Here is a 16002-nt window from a genome sequence, read left to right on the forward strand (position 1 = left end):
CAGCGACGCAGCCAGCGCCTGCAACGTCTCGCCGCAGGCGTCCTTCGGCGGCACCGGCAGCGCAGGCTTCGAAGACGTTGCGGGTGCCGGCCAGGTTCACCCGGGCGCTTTCCTCGCGCGATCCCATGGTGATGAACGCCAAGTGGACGACCACGTCGGCGTCGGCGACCAGCGCGTCGACCGCGGTGCGGTCGGTGATGTCGCCCTGGCGATAAGTCGTTTTGGTCCATCCGCGAGACGACGGCTCGAACGGCCGACGGGCCATGCCGATGATGCGGTCGACGGCCGGGTCGCGCTCCAGCGCCGCCACCGCCGAGGTGCCGATCTCGCCGGTGGGCCCGGTGACCGCGACGGTCAGTCCCATGTCAGCGGCGACGGCCGGAACGCCAGCGCCACCAGAAGATGCCGACAACGGTCATGCCGGCAACCGAAGCGACGACGGCGAGGGACGGCTTGGCAGCGGCCTTCGAGCGGTCGACTTTGGCCGACAGCGCGTCGACGGTGTCGCCGAGCTCGCCGCGGGTGCGCTCGATGTCGGATTGGATGTCGCCGATGCGGGCGTCCGGTCCCGGCTCAGGTCCGGCCACGGCTGGCGTCCTTCACTTCCTGGATGTCCTTCTTCATGTTGGCCGTGGTTTGCGGCGCAGCGGGGGTGACCTCGTCGGCTTGCTTCTTGCTGGACAGCGCCGCCAAACCGGACGCTGTCAGCAGTGCAGCGCCGACGATCAGTGCGGCCGCCCACACCGGCAATGCCAGCGCGACGACGGCGATTGGCGGCCGCGATCAGGCTGGCTACCCCGAAAAACGCCAGCAAGCCGGCGGTGCTGAGCAGACCGGCGCCGGCGCCGGCGTGTTTGGCGGACTGCTGAAACTCCTTCTGCGCCAAGCGCATTTCGTCTCGTACCAGCCGTGACAGTTGTGACGACAACTGGGCCATCAATTCACCGATCGAGGCGTCGGACTTCGGTTTTGCCTCCAGGCTCATCGGGTCATCTCCGTGCTGGTTGCGTGTACGTCACCGGCGGCGTTCAATGCTGCGGCCGGTGATCAGAGCCAAAGCCATAGCGCCCGGCTACCCGTGTGGTGGATCGTCAAACCCGGGCTGTCCACAGTTGAGCATTCCTCCACAGCGCGGCCTCGGCAGGCCGCGCGGCGGGTGCCGGTGACGGTCGGCGCCCCTACCGTCGTGCCATGCGAACAGAACTGCCTGCCGAGCGGCTGCACCGGCGCCTCGGCGCCCAACCCGACGCCGATGGCGACGCGAGCGACGATGACGGCGAGGGCGACCCGAATTCCCTGCTGCCTCGCTGGGTTCCGGACGGCTCCGCGCAGCAGGGCCTGCTCGCCAGGGTGCGCGCCGATCCCGGTCGTGCCGGCGCGATCGCGTTGGCGGTGATCGCCGCGATCGCCGTGTTGGTCACCGTTTTCACGCTGGTGCGCGACCGGCCGGCGCCGGTGGTGTCGGCGAAGTTGCCGCCGGTGGAGATGGTGTCGTCGGCGACCCGCAGTCCGAGCCCGAGTCCGTCGGTGGGGCCGGCCCAACCGGTGGTGGTCAGCGTGGTCGGGTTGGTGCACAGCCCGGGACTGGTCACCTTGGCGCCCGGGGCGCGGATCGCCGACGCGCTGAACGCCGCCGGCGGCGCAGTGGACGGCGCCGACACGATCGGTTTGAACATGGCCCGCCAAGTCGGTGACGGCGAGCAGATCGTGGTCGGCATCGCGCCGCCGAAGGGGCAACCGGCGGCGCTGGGCAGTTCGGTCAACCCGGGCTCGGGCGCGCCGGCGGCGCCGGCAGCGCCGGGCAAGCCGTCCGGACCCACCTCGTCGAAGCCGGGCCAGGTGATCGACCTGAATACCGCGACGGTGCAACAGCTGGACACCCTGCCCGGCATCGGGCCGGTGACGGCGGCCGCGATCGTGGCGTGGCGCGAGGCCAACGGCAAGTTCAACAGCGTCGACCAGCTCGCCGAGGTCGACGGCATCGGCCCGGCGCGGCTGGACAAGCTGCGCGCACTGGTCCGTGTCTGAGGGCAGTGCAGTACCCGTTCGGCGGCCCGGCGCCGGCGCGGCTGGATGTGCGGCTGGCGCCGGCCGCGCTGACCGGCTGGCTGGTCACCGCCGCCGGAATCGTCTGGCCGGTCGGCAATCTCCTTGCGGTGCTGGGGGTTCTGACCGCGGTAACGGGTGCTTTGTCGGCGCGCGCGTCTCGGCTGCGCACCGTCGGCATCGGTCTGGTCGCAATCGGTGTGGTGGGGGCGGGGTTCGGCTTGGCGATCGGCTTGCGCGCCGACGCGGTCGCTCACCACCCGATCACCGCGGCGTTCGGAACGGCAACGCGGGTGACGGTCACACCCAGCGAGAGCGAACTGTCGCTGGGGCGGGGTCGGCTGATGTTTCGCGCCACCGTCCAGCGGCTCGGAAACGACGAAACCAGCGGTCGGGTAGTGGTTTTCGCGCCGGCGACCACTTTCCACGACCTGATGGTGGGTCAGCCGATGCAGTTTCGGGCGCGGATCACCCGTCCCACCCGCCATGACCTGACGGTGGCGGTGGTCAACGCGATCGGGGAGCCCACGCCCGGCCGCGCCGCGCCGGTGCATCGTGGCGCACACGCCGTGCGTGACCGGTTCGTCGCCGCAGCGCGTCGCGTGCTGCCGGCCGACCAAGCCGCGATGCTGCCGGCGCTGGTGCTGGGCGACACGTCGACGGTCACCGCTATCACCGGCCAAGAGTTCCGGACTGCCGGGCTGACGCACCTCACGGCGGTGTCGGGTGCCAACATCACGATCGTGTGCGGCGCGGTGCTGTTCACCGCGCCGCTGATCGGGCCGCGGGCGGCGGTCGCGCTGGCCGCGGTCGCGCTGCTGGCGTTCGTGATCGTGGTGCAGCCGACGGCGAGCGTGCTGCGCGCGGCGGTGATGGGCGCCATCGCGCTGGCGGGCGTACTGAGTTCGCGGCGGCGCCAAGCGATTCCGGCGCTCTCCGCCACCGTGCTGCTGTTGCTCGTGATCGCTCCGCAGCTGGCGGTCGACGTCGGTTTCGCGCTCTCGGTGGTCGCCACGGCCGCGCTGGTGGTCATCGCGCCGGCCTGGTCGGCGCGCCTGGTATCGGCCGGCTGGCCCAAACCGCTCGCCGACGCGGTCTGCGTGGCCTGGGCCGCGCAGGTGGTGACCGCCCCGCTGGTCGCGGGCATCTCGGGGCGGGTCAGCCTGGTGGCCGCGGCCGCGAACCTCGCGGTCGCGGCGCTGATCGCCCCGATCACCGTGCTGGGCAGCGCCGCCGCTGCGCTGTGCATGGTCTGGCCGGCCGCCGCGCAACTGTTGATCCGGTTCACCGGTCCGGAATTGTGGTGGGTGCTGCACATCGCGCACTGGGCGGCGAGCGTGCCGGCCGCAAGCGTGCCGGTGCCGTCCGGCACTCCCGGCGTGGTACTTGTCGCGGCTGCCGCGGCGCTGACCGTCGTGCTGTGGCGGTGGCGGTGGTTTCGCGTGGTGATGGCCGTCGGCGCTGTTGGGCTGGTGGCCTGGTCGCTGTCGGGCCTCGTACTGCCGGCGATCGCAAACTCGGCATAGCCGAGTGCGGCGGGTCGCCGCCAATCCAACCCAGTGACTCATTGTCGGCCGCGCATGACACGATCGAACTGTGAGCCAGGCGTTGCACCTCGTGCTGGGAGACGAGGAACTGCTAGTCGAGCGCGCGGTGGCCGGGGTGCTGCGGTCGGTGCGGCAGCGGACCGGCACCGACGACATTCCGGTGAGCCGGCTTCGGGCCGGCGAGGTCGGCACCTACGAGCTCGCCGAACTCCTGAGCCCGTCACTGTTCGCCGACGAGCGGATAGTGGTCCTCGAAGCGGCGGGTGAAGCGGGCAAGGACGCTGCCGAATTGATCGCCGCCGCAGCGGGCGACATTCCGGCAGGCACCGTGCTGATCGTCGTGCATTCCGGCGGCGGGCGGGCCAAGGTGTTGGCCAATCAGCTGAAAACGCTTGGCGCAGAGGTGCATCCGTGTGCCCGGATCACCAAACCCAGTGAACGCGCCGACTTCGTCCGCAAGGAGTTCCGGTCGCTGCAGGCCAAGGTCGACCAAGAGACCGTCAATGCTCTGCTCGACGCGGTCGGCTCGGACGTACGCGAACTAGCCTCGGCGTGTTCACAATTGGTCGCCGACACCGGGGGCCGTGTGGACGCCGCGGCGGTGCGCCGCTATCACAGCGGCAAGGCCGAAGTGAAGGGCTTCGACATCGCCGACAAGGCAGTGGCCGGTGATGTCGAAGGGGCCGCCGAAGCGCTGCGGTGGGCGATGATGCGCGGCGAACCGCACGTGGTGTTGGCCGATGCGCTGGCCGAGGCGGTGCACACCATCGGCCGGGTGGGGCCGCTATCGGGTGATCCCTACCGGCTGGCCGGGGAGCTCGGCATGCCGCCCTGGCGGGTGCAGAAGGCGCAGAAGCAGGCGCGGCGGTGGTCACGCGACATGGTGGCGACCGCGATGAGATGGGTGGCCGCGTTGAACGCCGACGTCAAGGGCGCCGCCGCCGACGCCGATTATGCGCTGGAAGCCGCAGTGCGGAGGGTCGCCGAACTGGTCGCCGACCGAGGCCGCTGAGGGCACAACAAACGAAAAGCACCCTGAACCGGTGGTCGCAGGGTGCCTTTTGGGTTTGGGTTCAGAGCTTGTTGAATGCCCGCGCCAGCGCCGACTTCTTGTTGGCCGCCTGGTTCTTGTGGATGACCCCCTTGCTCGCGGCTTTGTCCAACTTGCGACTGGTCGCAGCCAGCAACTCGGCGGCCTTGTCCTTCTCGCCGGCCTCGGTGGCCTCGCGGAACGCGCGAACAGCCGTGCGAAGCGACGACTTCACCGACTTGTTGCGCAGTCGCCGGCGCTCGTTGGTGCGGTTACGCTTCTGCTGCGACTTGATGTTGGCCACGCGGTAGTTCCTTCGTCGATCTCAACGGGAGTATTTGGGCTGCACATGCCGGGTCAGGCGGCAGCGACTGACCAGGCTATCAGTAGCCGCGGCGTTCTCCCAAAGCCGAGCCCACTGGCCTGCGGAAACGGTCGTCGACAGGGGATCGCCACCATATCGTTCGGTTATGGACGCCCGACCACAGCAGGAACCGCCGCTGGCGCTGTGGGCCGCGATCTGCATCGGCCTGCTGTTGGGAGCGGTGGCGATCGGCGTCGTGCTCGGCGGCGTCATGCCGCTGCCGTACGGGCCGGCCGCCCCGGTTGAGCAGTACGTGGCCGAGCAGCCAGCGGCGGTGCAGGTCATCGCCGTCGGGGTGTTCGCGTCTGCGGTGCCGCTGGCTGTCTACGCGGCGACGGCGGGCGCCAGGCTGCGTGAGCTGGGGGCCGCCGTGCCCGGAGCAATCGCCCTGACCGGCGGAACCCTGGCGACCGGCACGCTCGGTTTGACGGGCCTGGTGGGCTGGGTGCTGTCGCGGCCCGGCGTCGGCGCCGACGCCGCCCTGGTTCGGGTGCTGTATTACCTGGCGTTTCTCACGGGGGGACCGGCGCACATCGTGGCGCTCGGCCTGCTTGTCGCCGGGATGTCGGTGCCGGGCGTGACGCTTGGGCTACTGCCGCGCCCGCTGGCCTACTGCGGCGTGGCGGTCGCTGTCCTGGCCGGGCTGACGACGCTGGTGCTGATCTGGCCGATTCTGGGCGTGATGCTGCCGATCGCCAGGGTTTCGGCGCTGGCATGGCTGCTGGTTGCCGGCGCGCGCCTGGGCCGCAGCCACCGTCACTCGGGGTGCTGACCTGGGACGGCAGTGCCCATTTCGACCGGCCGCTTTCACGCCGACCGAGTTGGCCGTAGCCTGGTGTGAACCGGATCACAACGGGAGGCCCCGATGCGGATAGCAGACGTGCTGCGTAACAAGGGTGCGGCGGTGGTGACGATCAACCCCGAGGCAACGGTGACCGAACTGCTTGCGGGGCTTGCCAGACACAACATCGGCGCGATGGTGGTAGTCGGACCCGACGGTGTCGTGGGCATCGTCTCCGAGCGTGACGTGGTGCGCCAGCTGCACACCCACGGTCCGTCGGTGCTTTCTCGCCCGGTCTCCAAGATCATGACGGCCGTCGTGTCCACCTGTAAGAAGACCGACACGGTCGACGCCATCAGCATGCTGATGACCGAGAACCGGGTGCGCCATGTCCCGGTCATCGACAACGGGAAGCTGATCGGGATCGTCAGCATCGGCGACGTGGTGAAGAGCCGGATGGAAGAGCTGGAGGCCGAGCAGGCGCAGCTGCAGTCCTACATCACCCAGGGTTAGCGCTCAGCTCCACGAGTAGTCGGCCCGCAGCCGCGCGGCCACCACGTCGAACATCTCGCGTGGCAGGATCGCGCCCTCGCGGCGGATCCCTTCCTCGGGCACGTCGAGCACCCGGTCCAGCCGCACCCAACTCGGCCGGCCCTCGTCGTCCCAGCTGCCGCTGCCGATGCCGACCCAATCGCGATCGTCGGCGTGCCGGTCCTGGCTGGACAGCATCAGGCCGAGCAACGTCTGCCGGTCACGGCCCACCACCAGCACCGGGCGGTCCTTGCCGCGGGTGGGGTCCTCCTCGAAGGCCACCCACGTCCACACGATCTCGCCGGGGTCCGCACGACCGTCGAGGTCGGGCGCGTAGACCAGCTTGCGGGCCCGGTGCGCGGTGGGAACGCTGGTGCGAGTGACCGGCCGGCCCGCGGCGATCTCGGTAGGCGGCGACGACGCCGTGCCGGCGATGACGTCGATGCCGAGCTTGATGCCGCGCTGGATTCCCGGTGAGTTCTGCAGCTGGCGGATGAATTTGGGCGCCTCGTTGAACACCAAATTCTCGAGGTTCCTCTGAAAACGCTGCAACGTCCTCCACTGTGACGCCATGTTCGCAGGATAGGACGCCCGGCGCGATTGTGTCCCGAAGGTGCTGCCTCGATACCCTGGACTTACCCGCGAGCCGCCCCTTGCCACCCGTCGTACCAGGAGATTCCCATCAGCAGTTTCGCCGACCAGACCTTCACCGCGCCGGCGCAGATTCGGAACTTCTGCATCATCGCCCACATCGACCACGGCAAGTCCACGCTGGCCGACCGGATGCTGCAGCTGACCGGAGTCGTCGACGAGCGGTCCATGCGGGCGCAGTACCTGGACCGGATGGACATCGAGCGCGAACGGGGGATCACGATCAAGGCGCAAAATGTGCGCCTGCCCTGGCGAGTCGGGGACACCGACCACGTCCTGCACCTGATCGACACCCCGGGCCACGTCGACTTCACCTACGAGGTGTCCCGCGCGCTGGCCGCCTGCGAAGGGGCGGTGCTGCTGGTGGACGCCGCGCAGGGCATCGAGGCGCAGACGCTGGCCAACCTGTACCTGGCGCTGGACCGCGACCTGGCGATCATCCCGGTGCTCAACAAGATCGACCTGCCGGCCGCCGACCCGGACCGCTACGCCGGCGAGATCGCCCACATCATCGGCTGCGAACCCGACGACGTGCTGCGGGTCTCCGGCAAGACCGGCGAGGGGGTGCCCGAACTGCTCGACGCCGTCGTCAAGCAGGTTCCACCGCCAGTCGGCGACGCCGAAGCCCCCACCCGGGCAATGATTTTCGACTCGGTCTACGACATCTATCGCGGCGTGGTGACCTATGTGCGGGTTGTCGACGGCAAGATCACCCCGCGTGAGCGGATCGCGATGATGTCGACCGGCGCCACCCACGAGCTGCTCGAGGTGGGCATCGTCTCGCCGGAACCGAAGGCCTCCGACGGGCTGGGCGTGGGTGAGGTCGGCTACCTGATCACCGGGGTGAAAGACGTGCGCCAGTCCAAGGTCGGCGACACCGTGACCACCGCCCGCCACGGCGCCACCGAACCGCTGATCGGCTACCGCGAACCCAAGCCGATGGTGTATTCGGGGTTGTATCCCGTCGACGGGTCGGACTACCCGGACCTGCGTGACGCGCTGGACAAGTTGCAGCTCAACGACGCGGCGCTCACCTATGAACCGGAAACCTCGGTGGCGCTCGGGTTCGGATTCCGTTGCGGCTTTTTGGGTTTGCTGCACATGGAGATCACCCGCGAGCGGCTGGAACGCGAATTCGACCTCGACCTGATCTCGACGTCGCCGAACGTGGTGTACCGGGTGGTGAAGGACGACGGGACGGAGACGATTGTGACCAATCCGTCGGACTGGCCGGAGGGCAAGATTCGCACCGTCTACGAACCTGTGGTCAAGACCACGATCATCGCGCCCAGCGAATTCATCGGCACGATCATGGAACTGTGCCAGTCACGGCGCGGCGAGCTGGGCGGGATGGACTACCTGTCGCCGGAGCGGGTCGAGCTGCGCTACACGATGCCGTTGGGCGAGATCATCTTCGACTTCTTCGATTCGCTGAAATCGCGGACCCGCGGCTACGCCAGCCTCGACTACGAGGAGGCCGGCGAGCAGGAGGCGGCGCTGGTCAAGGTCGACATCCTGTTGCAGGGTGAGCCCGTCGACGCGTTCAGCGCGATCGTGCACCGCGACGCCGCGGCTGCCTACGGCAACAAGATGACCACCAAACTCAAAGAACTCATTCCGCGCCAGCAGTTCGAGGTTCCGGTGCAGGCTGCGATCGGCTCGAAAATCATTGCGCGGGAAAACATTAGGGCCATCCGCAAGGATGTGTTGTCCAAGTGCTACGGCGGTGACATCACCCGCAAGCGCAAACTGCTGGAAAAGCAGAAGGAAGGCAAGAAGCGGATGAAGACCATCGGGCGGGTCGATGTGCCGCAGGAAGCTTTTGTCGCCGCGCTGTCGGCCGACGCGGCGGGGGACAAGGCGAAGAAGTAGCGCCCACTTCTCCCGCGAGCGTGCGTGTCCCAGGTTCAAATACGGAAGGATTCCGGGTCCACGCACGCTCGCCCAGAAGCACGGGGCGGCTACTCCTGCTTGTTCGCGACCAGTTCACCCGACGCCGCGCTGATCGTGACTTTGTGCCCGACCAGATTGGTGTCCCAGACGTGGCCGTCCCACACGGTGGTGTTGTCGGTGTTGTCGAGCTTCAACTCGGTGATGGAGCCGTTGGGGACCACGGCCAGCATCTTGTTCACGGCGGCCTGATAGTCCAGATGGGCAGCTTGGACAAGTGAGCGGTGCTGGGCCTTGTCGGCGTCGCTATCGTTCTTCGGCGTCGGCCCCACCAGCACCGTGACACCGTCGACCCCGATTTTCAGTTGCTGCTCGGTGCCATCCGGCGCGACCACCCGCGTCTTCCAGGTTCCCTCGTCTTCGGTTTCGCTTGCGATGTAGGTCAGGACGCTGTTCGGCACGGTGCCCACCGCTGTGGCGCCGGCACGCAACAACGTGTGCGGGTCGGGCGGCGCGTCCGGACGGGCCCACGACGCGCCGGAGGTGGTGGTCGCCGACGTCGCGGCGGGCTTGCCGCCGTGGCCGCACCCAGCCAGTGCCAGCAGTGTGATGCAAACGAATGCGGTCCGAACCGCGAATCGAGGTCTCATAGCAGCCATTAATGCACCGTACCGCGCCGACGCCGGGCTGAGTGGAACGCGCGGGGGCCCAAGGATTTCCACCTTTGGCGCGAGCGTGCGTATTCCCGGCGCGCGCGTCGGCGTGTCGACCGGAGACACGCACGCTCGCGCAAAAAAGCGATCTACATCGGTGCGTTGGCGGGCTGGAAGCCTCCGGTGGAGTCGGCCTCTTCCTCCGCGCGGATCACGTGCACGACCGCGTTGATCAACGCCAGATGGGTGAACGCCTGCGGGAAATTGCCCAAGTGCCTGCCGGTGCGCGCCTCGATCTCCTCGGCGTAGAGATGCAGCGGGCTGGCGAACGACAACAGCCGTTCGCACAGATGCTTGGCGCGGCTCACCTCGCCGATTTCGACCAGCGCCGACACCAGCCAGAACGAGCAGATCGTGAACGTGCCCTCCTCGCCGGTGAGCCCGTCGTCGGTCTCCTCGACCCGGTAGCGCAGCACCAGGCCCTGTTCGGTGAGGTTGTCGGCGATGGCCAGCACCGTCGCGCGCACCCGCGGGTCGTCCGGCGGCAGGAACCGGGTGAGCACCACCATCAGCAGCGAGGCGTCCAGCGCGTCGGTGTTGTAGTGCTGCTTGAACACCCCGTTCGAGTTGACTCCATGCTGGAGGATGTCGGCCTTGATCTCCTCGGCGATCGCCCGCCACTGCTGGGCGTAGCTCTTCTCGCCCTGCCGTTCGGCCAGCTTGGCACCGCGGTCCAGCGCCACCCAGCACATCACCTTCGACGACGTGAAGTGCTGCGGTTCGCCGCGCACCTCCCAGATGCCGCGGTCGGGTTCACGCCAGTGCTTGGCCGCCTCTTCCACCTGCTTTTTCAGCACCGGCCACAGCGTCTCGGGAATCTGCTCACGCGATTTGGAGTGCAGGTAGAACGAGTCGAGGATGCTGCCCCAGATGTCGTGCTGTTCCTGGTTGTAGGCGCCGTTGCCGATCCGGACCGGGCGGGCGTGATCATAGCCGGACAAGTGATGCAGTTCGGATTCTTCGAGGCTGCGTTCGCCGCCGACGCCGTACATCACCTGCAGCGGATGGCGTTCACCGTTGTTGGCGCCCGACACGTCGGCGATGAACGCGAAGAAGTCGTCGGCCTCACGGTCCAGACCCAACGTGTAGAGGCCCCACAACGCGAACGTCGAGTCGCGGATCCAGGCATACCGGTAGTCCCAATTGCGTTCGCCCTGCGGGGTTTCCGGAAGCGAGGTGGTGCTGGCCGCCAGCAGCGCGCCGGTCGGCGAGTACGTCAAACCCTTCAGCGTCAACGCGCTGCGCTGCAGATACGCCCGCCACGGATGGTCGGGGAAGTTGCCGATGTTGATCCACTGCCGCCAGCACTCGGTGGTCTGCCACATCTTGTCGGCGGCCTCTTCGTAGGTCTGCGGCGCCGGGTGCCTGGACCAACTGAGCGCGACGAACACGTCGTCGCCCTCCTTGAGTCGGGTGCGCGCCCGCGCTTCCCGGCCCTCCAGCCCGATCCGCAGATTGGTGGTCAGCCGCAGCGTCGGATGGCCGTCGGGGTTTTGTTTGGCCCGTGCGATCGCTTCGCCGTAGGCGTTGGCCGAGTATTCCCAGGCGGCGCCGACCCGGTGGTAGTCGAACGCCGGCTCGCAGCTCATCATCAGCTCGACGGTGCCGGACACGCAGCGCACAGTGCGCAGCAGGATGTGCTCGGCGTCCCAGTCCATCGGGGTGCGCCGATGCGTGCGGGACCGCCGCTCGATGTCGTGCCAGGGCCCCATCACCAGCGCGTCACGCACGATCAGCCAGCCGGTGTGGGTTTGCCAGGTGGTCTCCATGATCAGGCTGCCGGGCAGGTAGCGCCGCGCCGAGGGCACCGAGACGCCGTACGGGCCCAGCCTGAAGTGGCCGGCGCTGCGGTCCAGGATCGCGCCGAAGACGCTCGGCGAGTCCGGCCGCGGCACGCACAGCCACTCCACCGAACCGGCCGGCGAAATCAGGCACGTCGTCTCGCAGTCGGACAAAAACGCGTAGTCGGCGATCGGCGGGAAAGGGTTCCGCAGCGAGCCGCCGGGCGTGAACGGCACCGGGGACGTGAGGGTGAACGGCGCAACGCTGCCTTCGGAGGTCGCGTCGGCAGACTCGGCGTGCAGGACCATGCCGACATCATCATCTGCCGGCCTGGCCGGCGTCCACTAGGGCCGGGGTGTGTCCCGCCTGGCGAACTCGGGTGCGTTGGTTTAGCCCGCCGCGGGGAATAGGGTGAGCCCGGTGGACGGGTTCCTCAGTTGGTGGGACGGCGTCGAGTTGTGGTTATCCGGGCTCGGGTTCGTCCTGCAGACCATCGTGGTGATGCCGGTTGTGCTGGCGTTGGCCTACCTCGTCGCGTTCGTGCTGGACGCGTTGCTGGGCCGCGGCATTCGGCTGATGCGCCGCGCCCGTCATAGCGACGAAGGGGCGGGATGACCGGCATGCCGCGCTCGCAGGTGACGTTGGTGCTGGTCACACTGGTGGTCCTGGTGATCGTCACCTGGTGGCTGACGCGCTGATCCGGCGGATTCTGTTAGGCTTCGCGCCATGCATACAGCGACCGGCAACAAAGAGTGCTATGTCTTGGCGCTCATTGCCGTGGGGGATTGCGCTGTAGCCGACGTGCACTGTTGTCGCTGACTGAAATACCCGCGCGCGGTCTGGCGTCGGTGTCGGCGGAATCCGGCAATCACTGATCACTCAGACCAGAGCCTTTCCGTAGCGACGGGATTGTTATCCGAAAGCCCGGCACGGAAAGGTCCAATGCTCAACTTCGTCAAGGCTGCCTCGCGCGTCATCGCCGTCGCCGCCGGCGTCGGTGTGGCGGCGGCGTGCCAGGGGGGCGCCAGCGACGTCGTCGGCGGCGGCGGGCCGGCCAATGCGCGCACCAGCATCACGCTGGTCGCCTACTCAGCACCGGAACCGGGGTGGAGCAAGGTGATTCCGGCGTTCAACGCCTCCCAGGAGGGCAAGGGCGTGCAGGTGATCAGCTCCTACGGCGCCTCGGGCGACCAGTCGCGCGGCGTCGCCGCCGGTAAGCCCGCCGACATCGTCAACTTCTCGGTCGAACCGGACATCACCCGGCTTGTCAAGGCGGGCAAGGTTTCCAAGGATTGGGACAAGGACGCCACCAAGGGCATTCCGTTCGGGTCGGTGGTGACCTTGGTGGTGCGGCAGGGCAATCCGAAAAACATCAAGGACTGGGACGATCTGTTGAGGCCCGGCGTGGAAGTCATCACGCCCAGCCCGTTGAGTTCGGGGTCGGCCAAATGGAATCTGCTGGCCCCGTACGCGGTCAAGAGTGAGGGCGGCCGAAATCCCCAGGCGGGTGTCGACTTCGTCAACAAATTGGTGAGCCAGCACGTCAAACTGCGTCCCGGCTCGGGGCGCGAGGCCACCGACGTTTTCGTGCAGGGCAGCGGCGACGTGCTGATCAGCTACGAGAACGAGGCCATCGCCACTGAGCGGCAAGGCAAGCCGGTCACGCACATCAACCCGCCGCAGACCTTCAAAATCGAGAACCCGCTGGCGGTGGTGACCAGCAGCGCCCACCTGGACGCCGCGACCGCGTTCAAGAACTTCCAGTACACCGAAAAGGCGCAGAAGCTGTGGGCGCAGGCCGGTTTCCGGCCCGTCGACCCGGCCGTGGCCGCCGAGGTCCGCAGCCAGTTCCCGGTGCCGCTCAAGTTGTGGACGATCACCGATCTCGGCGGCTGGGACACTGTGGACCCCCGACTTTTTGACAAGAACAGCGGCAGCATCACCGGAATCTACATGCGGGCCACCGGATGACGGCGACGCTGATACCCAATCTGAGCGACGCGCGCCGCGGCGGCACGTCGCTGCGCGTCGGCGTGGCGATGGGGTGGCTGTCGGTGATCGTGCTGTTGCCGCTGGCCGCAATCTGCTGGCAGGCCGTCGGCGGCGGCTGGCGCGCGTTCTGGCTGGCGGTCAGTTCCAATGCCGCGCTGGAGTCGTTCCGGGTGACCTTGTTGATTTCGGCCGGCGTCACCGTTTTGAATCTGGTGTTCGGCCTGTTGATCGCCTGGGTGCTGGTGCGCGACGACTTCCCCGGCAAGCGGCTGGTGGACACCATCATCGATTTGCCGTTCGCGTTGCCGACGATCGTCGCCAGCCTGGTGATGCTGGCCCTCTACGGTCCGCACAGTCCCGTCGGCCTGCATCTGCAGCACACCGGATGGGGCGTGGCGGTGGCCCTGGCATTCGTCACGTTGCCGTTCGTGGTGCGCGCCGTGCAGCCGGTGCTGCTCGAAATCGACCGCGAGGCCGAGGAAGCGGCGGCGTCACTGGGCGCCAACGACACGACGATCTTCACCTCGGTGGTGCTGCCGTCGCTGACGCCCTCGCTGTTGTCCGGTGCCGGGCTGGCGTTTTCGCGGGCCATCGGTGAATTCGGCTCGGTCGTGCTGATCGGTGGGGCGGTGCCGGGCAAGACCGAAGTGTCCTCCCAGTGGATCCGCACCCTGATCGAGAACGACGACCGCACCGGAGCTGCGGCGATATCCATTGTGCTACTGAGCATTTCGTTTGTGGTGTTGTTCATACTGCGTACGGTGGGAGCGCGCGCCGCCAAACGCGAGGAGCTGGCGCCATGACGAACTCATCGCGCGTCCGCTATTTGTTGCGCTCTGTTGCGCTCGGCTATATCGCCGTGCTGCTGATCGTGCCGGTGGCGCTGATCCTGTGGCGAACCTTTTCACCCGGCCTCGGCCAGTTCTACGCCTGGGTCAGCACCCCCGCGGCGATCTCGGCGCTGCAGCTGTCGCTGCTGGTGGTCGCGATCGTGGTGCCGCTGAACGTGATCTTCGGTATCCCGACGGCGTTGATGCTGGCGCGCAACCGGTTTCGCGGCAAGGGCCTGCTGCAGGCCATCATCGACCTGCCGTTCGCGGTCTCACCCGTCATCGTGGGCGTGGCGTTGATCGTGCTGTGGGGGTCGGCCGGCGTGCTGGGCTTTGTGGAGCGAGATTTCGGTCTGAAGATCATCTTCAGTTTGCCGGGAATTGTGCTGGCCAGTGTTTTCGTCACCCTGCCGTTTGTGGTGCGCGAAGTCGAACCGGTGTTGCACGAGCTGGGCACCGATCAGGAAGAGGCGGCGGCAACGCTGGGATCGTCGTGGTGGCAGACGTTTTGGCGGATCACGTTGCCGTCGATCCGGTGGGGCCTGACGTACGGCATCGTGCTGACCATCGCCCGGACGCTCGGCGAGTACGGCGCGGTGCTGATGGTGTCGTCCAATCTGCCGGGCAAGTCGCAGACATTGACGCTGCTGGTATCCGACCGCTACAACCGGGGCGCCGAGTACGGGGCCTACGCGTTGTCGACGTTACTGATGGCGGTATCGGTGGTAGTGCTGATCGTCCAGGTGCTGCTGGACGTCAGGCGGGTAGGCAAGGAGGTCGCATGACCGCGAAAACCGATGGGACCAACGCGATCATCGTGCAGGGCGCCAACAAGAGTCACGGAAACTTCGTCGCGCTCGACAACGTCGACTTCACGGTGCCCGCGGGCTCGCTGACGGCACTGCTGGGACCCAGCGGGTCGGGCAAGTCGACACTGCTGCGCGCCATCGCCGGACTCGACCAGCCCGACACCGGAACCATCACGATCAACGGCCGCGACGTCACCCGGGTGCCACCGCAGCGGCGCGGTATCGGGTTCGTGTTCCAGCACTACGCGGCGTTCAAGCATTTGAGCGTGCGCGACAACGTCGCGTTCGGGTTGAAGATCCGCCGGCGGCCCAAAGCCGAGATCACCAAGAAAGTGGACAACCTGCTCGAGGTGGTGGGCCTGTCCGGATTTCAGAACCGCTACCCCAACCAACTCTCCGGCGGACAGCGCCAGCGGATGGCGCTGGCCCGCGCGCTGGCCGTCGACCCGCAGGTGCTGCTGCTCGACGAGCCGTTCGGTGCACTGGATGCCAAAGTCCGCGAGGATCTGCGGTCCTGGCTGCGAAGATTGCACGACGAAGTGCATGTCACCACCGTGCTGGTGACCCACGACCAGGCCGAGGCACTTGATGTCGCCGACCGCATCGCGGTGCTCAACAAGGGCCGTATCGAGCAGGTCGGGTCGCCGGCCGAGGTCTACGACACTCCGGCGAACGCGTTCGTCATGTCCTTCCTGGGAGCGGTGTCCTCGCTCAACGGCACACTGGTTCGTCCGCACGACATCCGTGTCGGGCGCAGACCCGACATGAAGATCGCCGCCAGCGACGCTGCCGCCGAGGCGGCCGGCGTGGTCCGAGCCACGATCGATCGAGTCGTGATGCTGGGCTTCGAGGTTCGGGTGGAGCTGACCAATGCGGCCACGGGCGGGCCGTTCACCGCGCAGATCACCCGCGGCGACGCCGAGGCGCTGGCCTTGCGGGAGGGGGACACCGTCTACGTGGCCGCCACCCGGGTGCCGCCGATCGCAGGGGAAGTCAGATCACCGGTGGCCGACGCGCTGGCATAGGTTTTCGCGTC

The 16002-nt window shown here is 67.7% G+C and carries 16 protein-coding genes and 3 pseudogenes; 12 read left to right on the plus strand and 7 right to left on the minus strand.

The window, feature by feature from the left end; translation table 11 throughout:
* Positions 1-34: 34 nt before the first annotated feature.
* The 3 genes and pseudogenes from AWB95_RS10240 to AWB95_RS10250 form a co-directional block, all read right to left on the minus strand.
* Positions 35-364, minus strand: a pseudogene (locus tag AWB95_RS10240) (NAD-dependent epimerase/dehydratase family protein); the annotation flags it as partial.
* A gap of 1 nt (position 365) precedes the next feature.
* The gene (locus tag AWB95_RS10245) at positions 366-587 is read right to left on the minus strand and encodes a DUF3618 domain-containing protein (RefSeq protein WP_062540367.1); all 222 of its coding nucleotides are present in this window, start codon (positions 585-587) and stop codon (positions 366-368) included.
* A pseudogene (locus AWB95_RS10250) lies at positions 574-985 on the minus strand (phage holin family protein). Before AWB95_RS10250 ends, AWB95_RS10245 begins: the two are co-directional and overlap by 14 nt.
* Before the next feature lie 206 nt (positions 986-1191).
* Here AWB95_RS10250 and AWB95_RS10255 point away from each other — a divergent pair.
* From AWB95_RS10255 to holA, 3 genes are all read left to right on the plus strand, one after another.
* On the plus strand, positions 1192-2028 hold the full coding sequence (locus tag AWB95_RS10255; protein WP_085168155.1) for a ComEA family DNA-binding protein: 837 nt from the start codon (positions 1192-1194) through the stop codon (positions 2026-2028).
* Positions 2029-2075: 47 nt separating this feature from the next.
* Positions 2076-3572: a ComEC/Rec2 family competence protein gene (locus AWB95_RS10260; protein WP_085168194.1), complete on the plus strand. Its 1497-nt coding sequence runs from the start codon at positions 2076-2078 to the stop codon at positions 3570-3572.
* Between the two features lie 82 nt (positions 3573-3654).
* Positions 3655-4605, plus strand: a complete 951-nt coding sequence (gene holA, locus AWB95_RS10265; RefSeq protein ID WP_084707464.1) for a DNA polymerase III subunit delta — start codon at positions 3655-3657, stop codon at positions 4603-4605.
* Positions 4606-4666: 61 nt separating this feature from the next.
* Here holA and rpsT read toward each other — a convergent pair whose 3' ends face one another.
* Complete coding sequence (gene rpsT / locus AWB95_RS10270) at positions 4667-4927, minus strand: 30S ribosomal protein S20 (protein WP_045376222.1); 261 nt, start codon at positions 4925-4927, stop codon at positions 4667-4669.
* 166 nt (positions 4928-5093) lie between these two features.
* Between rpsT and AWB95_RS10275 the strand changes: the two genes are divergently transcribed.
* The gene (locus AWB95_RS10275; RefSeq protein WP_211279756.1) at positions 5094-5759 is read left to right on the plus strand and encodes a hypothetical protein; all 666 of its coding nucleotides are present in this window, start codon (positions 5094-5096) and stop codon (positions 5757-5759) included.
* A gap of 93 nt (positions 5760-5852) precedes the next feature.
* Positions 5853-6281, plus strand: coding sequence for a CBS domain-containing protein (locus tag AWB95_RS10280; protein ID WP_062540856.1), 429 nt, complete (start codon positions 5853-5855; stop codon positions 6279-6281).
* Positions 6282-6284: 3 nt separating this feature from the next.
* On the opposite strand, the gene AWB95_RS10285 is transcribed toward AWB95_RS10280, so the two are convergent.
* Complete coding sequence (locus AWB95_RS10285) at positions 6285-6872, minus strand: type II toxin-antitoxin system PemK/MazF family toxin (protein ID WP_062540855.1); 588 nt, start codon at positions 6870-6872, stop codon at positions 6285-6287.
* Between the two features lie 29 nt (positions 6873-6901).
* Here AWB95_RS10285 and lepA point away from each other — a divergent pair.
* A pseudogene (gene lepA / locus AWB95_RS10290) lies at positions 6902-8822 on the plus strand (translation elongation factor 4).
* 89 nt (positions 8823-8911) lie between these two features.
* Here lepA and AWB95_RS10295 read toward each other — a convergent pair.
* Both AWB95_RS10295 and AWB95_RS10300 read right to left on the minus strand, forming a co-directional pair.
* A complete protein-coding gene (locus AWB95_RS10295) occupies positions 8912-9499 on the minus strand; it encodes a PepSY domain-containing protein (protein WP_139818477.1) in 588 nt (195 codons plus the stop codon).
* Positions 9500-9642: 143 nt separating this feature from the next.
* Positions 9643-11643 carry a glycoside hydrolase family 15 protein gene (locus AWB95_RS10300; RefSeq protein ID WP_062540853.1) on the minus strand — a complete coding sequence of 667 codons (2001 nt, stop codon included), beginning with the start codon at positions 11641-11643 and terminating at the stop codon, positions 9643-9645.
* A gap of 103 nt (positions 11644-11746) precedes the next feature.
* On the opposite strand from AWB95_RS10300, the gene AWB95_RS10305 reads away from it, so the two are divergent.
* The 6 genes from AWB95_RS10305 to AWB95_RS10325 all read left to right on the plus strand — a co-directional run bounded on the left by AWB95_RS10305 (position 11747) and on the right by AWB95_RS10325 (position 15991).
* Positions 11747-11950, plus strand: a complete 204-nt coding sequence (locus AWB95_RS10305) for a hypothetical protein (protein ID WP_062540852.1) — start codon at positions 11747-11749, stop codon at positions 11948-11950.
* Between the two features lie 111 nt (positions 11951-12061).
* Positions 12062-12154, plus strand: coding sequence for an Ms4533A family Cys-rich leader peptide (locus AWB95_RS24100; protein WP_373280794.1), 93 nt, complete (start codon positions 12062-12064; stop codon positions 12152-12154).
* A gap of 123 nt (positions 12155-12277) precedes the next feature.
* Entirely contained in the window at positions 12278-13306 is a 1029-nt protein-coding gene (locus tag AWB95_RS10310) for a sulfate ABC transporter substrate-binding protein (RefSeq protein ID WP_062540851.1), read from the plus strand.
* Positions 13303-14130 carry a sulfate ABC transporter permease subunit CysT gene (gene cysT, locus AWB95_RS10315; RefSeq protein ID WP_062540850.1) on the plus strand — a complete coding sequence of 276 codons (828 nt, stop codon included), beginning with the start codon at positions 13303-13305 and terminating at the stop codon, positions 14128-14130. The genes AWB95_RS10310 and cysT overlap by 4 nt, the downstream gene beginning before the upstream one ends.
* On the plus strand, positions 14127-14942 hold the full coding sequence (gene cysW, locus AWB95_RS10320; RefSeq protein WP_062540849.1) for a sulfate ABC transporter permease subunit CysW: 816 nt from the start codon (positions 14127-14129) through the stop codon (positions 14940-14942). Before cysT ends, cysW begins: the two co-directional genes overlap by 4 nt.
* Positions 14939-15991: a sulfate/molybdate ABC transporter ATP-binding protein gene (locus AWB95_RS10325; RefSeq protein WP_085168157.1), complete on the plus strand. Its 1053-nt coding sequence runs from the start codon at positions 14939-14941 to the stop codon at positions 15989-15991. Before cysW ends, AWB95_RS10325 begins: the two co-directional genes overlap by 4 nt.
* Positions 15992-16002 lie beyond the last annotated feature (11 nt).

The sequence above is a fragment of the Mycobacterium celatum genome (assembly GCF_002101595.1).
In the GTDB taxonomy this organism is placed as follows: domain Bacteria; phylum Actinomycetota; class Actinomycetes; order Mycobacteriales; family Mycobacteriaceae; genus Mycobacterium; species Mycobacterium celatum.

Bases quoted from the DNA above. Each gene is read 5' to 3' on its own strand.
- AWB95_RS10255 (WP_085168155.1), top strand. From the start codon at position 1,192: ATGCGAACAGAACTGCCTGCCGAGCGGCTGCACCGGCGCCTCGGCGCC.
- AWB95_RS10275 (WP_211279756.1), top strand. From the start codon at position 5,094: ATGGACGCCCGACCACAGCAGGAACCGCCGCTGGCGCTGTGGGCCGCG.
- AWB95_RS10280 (WP_062540856.1), top strand. From the start codon at position 5,853: ATGCGGATAGCAGACGTGCTGCGTAACAAGGGTGCGGCGGTGGTGACG.
- AWB95_RS10285 (WP_062540855.1), bottom strand. From the start codon at position 6,872: ATGGCGTCACAGTGGAGGACGTTGCAGCGTTTTCAGAGGAACCTCGAG.
- AWB95_RS10295 (WP_139818477.1), bottom strand. From the start codon at position 9,499: ATGGCTGCTATGAGACCTCGATTCGCGGTTCGGACCGCATTCGTTTGC.
- AWB95_RS10300 (WP_062540853.1), bottom strand. From the start codon at position 11,643: ATGGTCCTGCACGCCGAGTCTGCCGACGCGACCTCCGAAGGCAGCGTT.
- AWB95_RS24100 (WP_373280794.1), top strand. From the start codon at position 12,062: ATGCATACAGCGACCGGCAACAAAGAGTGCTATGTCTTGGCGCTCATT.
- AWB95_RS10310 (WP_062540851.1), top strand. From the start codon at position 12,278: ATGCTCAACTTCGTCAAGGCTGCCTCGCGCGTCATCGCCGTCGCCGCC.
- cysT (WP_062540850.1), top strand. From the start codon at position 13,303: ATGACGGCGACGCTGATACCCAATCTGAGCGACGCGCGCCGCGGCGGC.
- cysW (WP_062540849.1), top strand. From the start codon at position 14,127: ATGACGAACTCATCGCGCGTCCGCTATTTGTTGCGCTCTGTTGCGCTC.
- AWB95_RS10325 (WP_085168157.1), top strand. From the start codon at position 14,939: ATGACCGCGAAAACCGATGGGACCAACGCGATCATCGTGCAGGGCGCC.